A 7710-nucleotide genomic window follows, 5' to 3' on the forward strand; every position below is an offset into this window, starting at 1 on the left:
GGGCACGGCGACTTATGTGGGCCATAAGGAGTCGGTTGAGACTAAACTGGAGGTTATTGATTATAATAAAAAAAGCTATGAACGCTTTATCTCCAAAACTCCTGAGGACGCTTTTAAATTTGAAGCAACCGACAAGGTCACCTGGTTTAATATCGATGGCCTGAGCAATACCGAAAATATTGAGAAACTGGGCAAATATTATGAACTCCATCAACTCATCATTGAAGATATTGTAAATACCAACCAGCGACCAAAAATTGATGAGTATGAGGATTACATTTATGTAGTGGCAAAAATGCTTTATCACGGTAAGAACGGTCATCTTGAAAATGAGCATATTAGTTTTGTGTTGGGTAAAGATTACGTGTTAAGTTTCCAGGAAGCAGGAGGAGATGTTTTTAATAACGTAAGAGAACGGCTTAGCGCGTCTCACGGTCGAATTCGTTCCAATGGTGCAGATTACCTGCTCTTTGCTTTACTTGACGCTATTGTAGATAACTATTTTATAGTAATTGAAGATATCGCCGATAAGATTGAATACCTCGAGGAACGCCTGTTTGAAAGTCAGCCAAACGATGATATCACTTTCGAGATCCAGGAGCTTAAACGCACAATTCTACGAATTAGGAGAGCTGTATTCCCGCTTCGGGAAGTAGTGAGCAGACTGGAGAAAATGGATGGCGATCTCATCAACGATCGCACACATAATTATTTGCGGGACCTTTATGATCATGTGCTCCAGGTTTCAGATAATATTGACATCTACCGCGAAATGACCTGGGGTCTTATGGATATGTACATGACCACCATCAGTAACAAGATGAATGAGGTAATGAAAGTATTAACCATAATTGCTACCATCTTCATTCCGCTTACTTTTATCGCCGGGGTCTACGGGATGAATTTCGAGTTTATGCCCGAACTTCAGTGGAAGTACAGTTATTATGTGCTTTGGGGTATTATGCTCACTATCTTTGTCTTAATGTTATTCTATTTTAAACGCAAAAAATGGTTATAAATAAAATGAAGTTGCTTCCAGTCTTCCTATTCAGTTTGATGAGTATTCCGGTGGTTTCCCAAAACCCTGTTTACATCGGCACTTATACAAAAACCGAAGGACACGTTGACGGCAAGGCCGATGGGATTTATTTAATGCATCAAAACGCTGAAACAGGCGACTTAAGTGAACCTGTTTGTGTTGCTGATGTTATCAATCCCAGCTTCGTGAAAGCCTCTCCCGACGGTAAGAACCTTTATGCGGTGAGCGAACTTGGCCCCAACGATGGAGAATCGGGTTTTATTCATTCTTTCAGAAGGAAAGATGATAATTACCTCGAGGAAATAGGAAAAATCTCTACGGAAAGCTTCGCGCCCTGTCATATAGAGATTGATCAAAGCGGTAAATACGCCTTCGTTTCAAATTATGTTGGAGGCGTCGTTATGGTCTATGAAAGGGACGAGCAGGGGATTCTTCAGAAAAAACAAAAAATAGAGCTCGATAATCCAGAGGCTTCTCATCCTCATTCGGTGAGTATTTCTTCCGATAACAACTTTGCTTATATCAATGATCTGGGCAATAACAAGGTTTGGATCTACAATTTTGATGCTGAAACAGGGAAATTAAGCCCAAATGATACACCTTATGTAGATTTGGAAAAAGGATCGGGCCCAAGGCATTTTTCATTTTCAAAAGACGAAGAATATGCCTACACCATAAATGAACTCAACAGCTCCCTGAGTGTATTCGAAAAGGATTCTTCTGGTGGACTCAGGTTAATTGAATCTTACTCCAGCCTCCCGGAAAATTTTGATGAGAAGAATTCTACGGCCGATATTCATTTGCACCCAACCGGGAATTTTCTCTACGCTTCTAATCGGGGGCATAACAGTATTGTAGCATTTAAGGTGAATAAGGAAACCGGGAAACTTGAACTTATAGACCATTATTCCACCCAGGGAGAGTTTCCGCGAAATTTCGCTATCTCTCCGGATGGCAGTTTTTTATACGCCGCCAATCAGAACTCAGATAATATCAGTATTTTCAGGATCAATAAGATGGATGGTAAGCTGATACGGCATTTGGAACCGGTGGAAGTAAAAACCCCGGTATGTATAGAATTTTCAGAATAATGGTTTTCACCCCTCTTTGCGAATTGGATTTTTATTTATATTGAAGGGTTTTTTTAAACCTAATAAATTATGGAGAGAATCCTTTTAATGGCAGGGCTGGCCTTTGTAATGCTTTCCTGCGGAACCGGTGTGTCGGCGGTTATGGGCGATATCATTCGTCAGGCTGAAAACACCCCTAATGCCTTTATTCCCGAGGAGGGAGTTGTACTGGAGACTAATTCCTGTAAAAGTCCGATGGTCGATCCCCGGGACGGCACTGAAATTCGTTTCGTGCGTTCAGAAGGTGGAGTAGGCGATTACGAAGTGCCCGGTGGCAAGTATGGCGTGGGTAGCAAAGAGTTATTACGTCTCTACTGCGAAACCGGAAAGGTTGCAGGGGTGGTTAGAAAATAAAAAATTCCCCTTAAGGTAGTTAGGTTACTTTAAGGGGAATTTTATTTTAGACAACTGACTGCTATGCTTAGTCCACTTTCTCTACCACGAAAAAACCATCGTTGCCCTGGGTCTGATAAAGCGGCATAAATATGCGTGCATTCCACTCACTTTTAATTAACTTTCCATTCTGGATAGCCAGGAGTTCACCTTTTTTGATCTGCTGAAAATTCTCAAAACCCGGAAGCATTTCAAATTTATCTGAATCTTCCAGACCGTGCCGGTGCACCAGTTCAAAGGTTTTTTGCTCGGGAGCATTCTTTTTAGCGAAATTATTCACGCAATCCGGGTAACATGAAATTTTGGTGAGATCCAGTTTGCAGGCTTCCTTAAGGGCTAACCAGATCACTCCTTCGTGATTTTCCACCGAAGTTTTATCGGTGTGTTGCCCGGCTTCAAGAACAAATCCGGTTAACCCGGTTCGGCTTAAATAATGATCTATGCAACCGTAAACCATATCGCTGAATCCACGTACGATATAGGTGGGGAATTTATGCGCCCATTCATCATTATCATTCACTTCCTGCACAGAAATATAGGGCAGGCTGGGAGAGGAGGTGGTGTGGCAATCCAGGAAATAGCGTTTAGTGAAATCGCTTTCGGGGTGTTGCTCCAGCACTTCAATGATCTCCCACATTTCCCGTTGTTCGTGAGTTTCTTTCTTTTTCTGTTGAATATTTTCCTCGGTCCAGGTGCGGTTTAGATCTTCCTCAAGGAACCTCTTATTTTGGTTAAGTGCAGCTTTATTTCCGGCAACACCAATAATAGTTCCTTCAATTTCGGTTTTTGATTTCTCCAATTCGGCAAAGACCCTTTCCAGGGCCTGTACGCCGCTGGGTTCATTTCCGTGCACACCGCCGGTGACAAAAAGGAGTGGTCCTTTTTTCCCACTAGTGTACTTACCTATTATTCTTGGAATTTCTTTCTTTTCCTTGCTCATTCTTTTTCAATTTACTCCATAGTAGCCAGCACCTGGTTGGATAGCTGACCTTTATACATTTCTTTGTAATCTATCTTACGTTCAATCGCTTCTATCACCATTGGAGTAAAATCGGGCAGGCCAATATCTTTGAACCGCTCCATACCACCGGGACTAAGCACATTTATTTCAATTAGCTTGTCTTTCACTACATCCAGACCTACGAAAAAGAGCCCGTCGCGAATTAATTTCGGTGCAGTTAGATTTACGATGCGTTGCATTTCCGGGGTAAGATCACTGCTGTTTGCAGTAGCGCCCTGGCTGAAATTACTTCTGAATTCCCCTTCACCCGGAGATCTTCTGATTATCGCCTGGATGCCATCTTTAATCATCACCCGGCCATTTAGCAGGAGAATTCTAACATCGCCATCCTTTACCGCCGGCAGGAATTCCTGTGCGATCACATAACCCTGCTGACTAATAGTCTCAATGATCTGGTTGACATTCTTTTCATTTTCATCTATGAGATAAACATCTCTTCCACCAGATCCTTCCAGGGGTTTTAAGACCATCTTCTTATCGTGTTTTTCCCAGAACTTAAGGATATCTTCTTTGCTTCGGGTAATAAGAGAATCGGGTTTTATAGATTCCGGTAGCTCTTCGAAATAAAGTTTATCGATAAAAGCGTGGGACAGGGCATAGGCATCATTAAGTACAAGGACGCCTTCCTGTTGCATCATTCTCCCGAAAGCCACCCCGGATTGTTCGGCCCATTCCCGGCCGGATTCCTCTTCCGTAGGATTATTTCTAATAAAGAGCACATCAATATCCTTCGAGGTCAACCTCTTTTTCTTTGCCTTGCTGCTTTGCAGGATTTCGAGGAATTTTTTTGGAGATTTAGTTTTTGTGTTTTTTGGCACCTGGACAGTGTTGATACTTAGCGGGCCGTCATGATGGAAATTAAAATCTCCAACTCCCATAGCAAATACCTCGTGGCCACGGTTAAAAGCTGTATTCATAAGCAGTAGTGATGTACCGAACTTCTCCGTTTCCACATCATTTAATACAAAGCATATTTTCATCTGGTTATCATTTTTGAAAGAGGCAATCCCTCTTTGATTAGGTTTAATTTATTTTCTACGTTTTCTTTTAATAAATAGCTGGGCATAAGCGCAGGTTTATTTAATACTTTCCTATCGGTCAATTCTTTAATTATCCCGATATGTTTCAGGCCAAATTTTCCAGCCAATAAGGTTTCAAATTCGCCTCCATTCTGAAGGTGTTGCCTGAGTTCTACCAGGCCTTTCAGGTAAATAATATCTTTTAAAAACCCGCCTCCCTGCATAATCCTGGAAGTGATATTAAAAGCTCTTTCTCCGGAAAATCCATAATCGGTAGAAAGCAATTGAAATATTTGCTGAAAATCTCCACCTTCCATTAAAGCCGATCCGGCAATTACCCTCCCCGCCAAGGTTCTAAGGCGGTTAGCTGTGAGTCCGTCTACCAGGTATTCCGCCATTACTGCCAGGCCTTCCTGCAAAGGATCGTAATCAGCCAGGCCTGTTCGCAATAATGCCAATGGTTGCCGGCTGCCGTTGAAATAGGTTAACACATGGGTGCCTACCTCGTGCTGAATAAGAGCGTCGGTTTCAGTTTTATTCATCTTGTAATCCTCGGGAATAAAAAGTTCTCCCTGGGAGACCATCAGGATATTAACGTCCCTACGAATATGTACTTTACTCTTAAATTCTTCATTTTGCTCTGTAAAATAGTCGAATTCGCGTCGGGCCAGACTGGCAAAACCTTTGGCATCTATCATTTCAGCATCCTTAACCGGGGGCTCTTCATCTACTTCTCGAAGCAATTTGCCTGCCTCTTCACTGAGAGTTTTGTCTATTCCTTTATATAGCCTGAGACTATTGTAAAAGAAATTTTTTGTACCTCTTTCGCTTAGCATACTGATCTGCTGGTCCAGTTCCTCACGTTTTTCGTGGAAGAGATGAGACATGGCAGGGTCGTCTATTTCTTCGATTTTCAGATTATATAATTCCCTCTTAAGTACATCGGGATCTATGGGTAAAAGGCGATAGTGATAATCGAGGACTTTCTCGTAATTGGATTCAAAAAACTCCTTTTTTATCTCGTGGATGTTAGAGGGGGAAACCAGCCACAGGAATTCATAGGAATTCTCGATCTCGCCAAGTTTTTTATCGATTTCAAAAACCTTGTCTTTAAGGTATTTTCTTCCCAAAGCATGAAAGCTGGCCACCCCGCAGGAAGTTTGCACTCTTATATAATCGAATATTCCTTTGTGAATGGCTTCGATAATAAAATCCCGATAGCGCCGGAAAAATACCGGATATAGCCGGCCCTCTAAATTGCGATACACAGGCGGGATCTCAAGGCCAACCACCACAGCACCCGACTGCTTGGTTTGTTCAATTTCCATCAGGGTGGGATCCCCTTCTTTCTGCCTGTGGGGGGTATCCTTTATTTCAGACTTGAGATAAAGTCCGGAATAACGTTCATTTATCTTTTCCAATTCGCTCTGCAGAAGTTCCAGGGAAGAGGATAACTTCTGGGCAGGTCCTTTTATAGTAAAACAATTGGAACCGGGCTCCCCGGCATATATTTCAAAGAGCAAATAGGACTTAAATTCAGTGGCCAGTTTATCTGACAACCGGAAGAGTAAATCTCTGTATGCCTCGAATTCCTTATCTCCAATGATGAGATAGGAAGCCTCACTCATAACTATACGGGCCGTCCCTGCATCGTTTTTCCTTCGGCGGTAGACTATTAAATAGGGCAAGTCTTTTTCAATATGAAACATTCCGCCTCCGGGAAGACTGCAGCTTAACTCCTTTTCTTCCTCCAGGGTTGTTAAAATTTGCTTAATCGATTTCTCAGATAATTCCGATATATCCAGCATTCTTTTAAACGTCTTGTTTGGTTTGTATGTCTATTAATTTTTGCAAGCGACTGAAAGTCTTTATAAAAGCTTATTATTTCATTGAAGCATTCGATTAAATTTAGAAAGAAAATCGGGCTTAAAAAGGTGAAAATCAGACTTTGGGTTTTTTTTAGGATATAAAAAATAAAGGGTAGAGGTAATATTTTCTCATTAAAAAGGCGCTTTTTCTCAAATTAAAACCTGGCTTCAGGAGGTTGAGGTTTCAGGTTTATATCTGCAAAAAGCCCAAAAAATATAGGAGTTTATTTACAAGAGTAGGAGAAAAAATGGTTTTAATCGAATTTGTTGGGCTTTTATAGAATAATTATTAAACATTTGATAAAAACTCCTATCTTTATTACAACTCTTTGAGTTCACACTTTTTTGCCCCCCTTATTACCCTTTTAGATTTTTCATCTTTATAGAAGATTGATAATTCGTGCCCTACCTATTTTTAATAGAGAGTTATTGATCATAAAAGCCCTGGCCTGTTCAGGGCTTTTTTAGTAAAGTTCTTTTTTAAACATGATTTAGTTCTCTTCAATTTCAATTGGATTAGCCAGGCCTTGGGGATAAGGTTCTTATAGCTTTGGTAAAGCTTATGTATGGAGTATCTATAGGGATGATACGACATACCACAAACTTTGACCAGGATATATTCAAGTTGCAGCGCCCTGATCTCAGTTATGAGTTCTCAGTTCCCGGTTTTTCTTGGTAAAACGGTCGAAGATAAAAGCTCACTCAGAAGAGACCCTGAATACGTCCTTAGGGCCGTTTCAGGGTGACGTCTGGCTATGTTTGAAACAGCCGTCATTCCGGACTTGATCCGGAATCTCATTCTCATTAGCTCACTCAAATGGGATTTCTCCCGTTGGTCAAAATGACAAAATACGTGTGTTTTTTTGTCATTCCGACAGAGCGAGGTAGGAGCGACGAGGAATCTCATCAGGTTTTATTGTGGGAACTGCTATTGCTCACTTAGAAGAGATTTCTCCCGGAGCTTGTTCTCGGATCTAAAAAAGAAATCCTAAACTCACCCCATAAGATCTGAAGATGATGTTCTTTCCCTTTTCTCCGGGTTCGTCCAGTAGGGGTTTATCGAGGACATAATAATTATAATCTCCGAAGACGTTTAGGTTTAAGTTAAAATCATAGTTTTTGACTATTGGAAACTGGAGCCCCAGGCGTGCATTGGCCATATCGCTTTTGATCTTATCGCTTAGGCCGATATTGTAAGCGGTCATCAGGTTGATATTCACACTTTCATAATTGATAAAAT

The 7710-nt window shown here is 41.3% G+C and carries 7 protein-coding genes; 3 read left to right on the top strand and 4 right to left on the bottom strand.

From position 1 onward, the window contains the following. From corA to ACESK1_RS10990, 3 genes are all read left to right on the top strand, one after another. The coding region (corA, locus tag ACESK1_RS10980; RefSeq protein ID WP_372920226.1) for a magnesium/cobalt transporter CorA at positions 1 to 1018 on the top strand (1018 nt) is incomplete at its 5' end. Beyond that, the gene (locus ACESK1_RS10985; protein ID WP_372920227.1) at positions 1009 to 2130 is read left to right on the top strand and encodes a lactonase family protein; all 1122 of its coding nucleotides are present in this window, start codon (positions 1009 to 1011) and stop codon (positions 2128 to 2130) included. The genes corA and ACESK1_RS10985, both read left to right, overlap by 10 nt. Before the next feature lie 69 nt (positions 2131 to 2199). Continuing rightward, positions 2200 to 2523 (top strand): hypothetical protein, encoded by a 324-nt coding sequence (locus tag ACESK1_RS10990; RefSeq protein ID WP_372920228.1) that lies wholly within the window; start codon positions 2200 to 2202, stop codon positions 2521 to 2523. 67 nt (positions 2524 to 2590) lie between these two features. Here ACESK1_RS10990 and ACESK1_RS10995 read toward each other — a convergent pair whose 3' ends face one another. From ACESK1_RS10995 to ACESK1_RS11010, 4 genes are all read right to left on the bottom strand, one after another. Beyond that, positions 2591 to 3502: a succinylglutamate desuccinylase/aspartoacylase family protein gene (locus ACESK1_RS10995; RefSeq protein ID WP_372920229.1), complete on the bottom strand. Its 912-nt coding sequence runs from the start codon at positions 3500 to 3502 to the stop codon at positions 2591 to 2593. Positions 3503 to 3513: 11 nt separating this feature from the next. Further along, positions 3514 to 4563, bottom strand: a complete 1050-nt coding sequence (locus ACESK1_RS11000; protein ID WP_372920230.1) for a glutathione synthetase — start codon at positions 4561 to 4563, stop codon at positions 3514 to 3516. Next, positions 4560 to 6410 carry a flavohemoglobin expression-modulating QEGLA motif protein gene (locus ACESK1_RS11005; RefSeq protein WP_372920231.1) on the bottom strand — a complete coding sequence of 617 codons (1851 nt, stop codon included), beginning with the start codon at positions 6408 to 6410 and terminating at the stop codon, positions 4560 to 4562. The genes ACESK1_RS11000 and ACESK1_RS11005 overlap by 4 nt, the downstream gene beginning before the upstream one ends. Positions 6411 to 7444: 1034 nt before the next feature. Beyond that, a partial coding sequence (locus ACESK1_RS11010) for a hypothetical protein (protein ID WP_372920232.1) occupies positions 7445 to 7710 on the bottom strand: 266 nt, incomplete at its 5' end.

Origin of the sequence: Salegentibacter sp. (assembly GCF_041642575.1) — a bacterium.
Taxonomy (GTDB): Bacteria; Bacteroidota; Bacteroidia; order Flavobacteriales; family Flavobacteriaceae; genus Salegentibacter.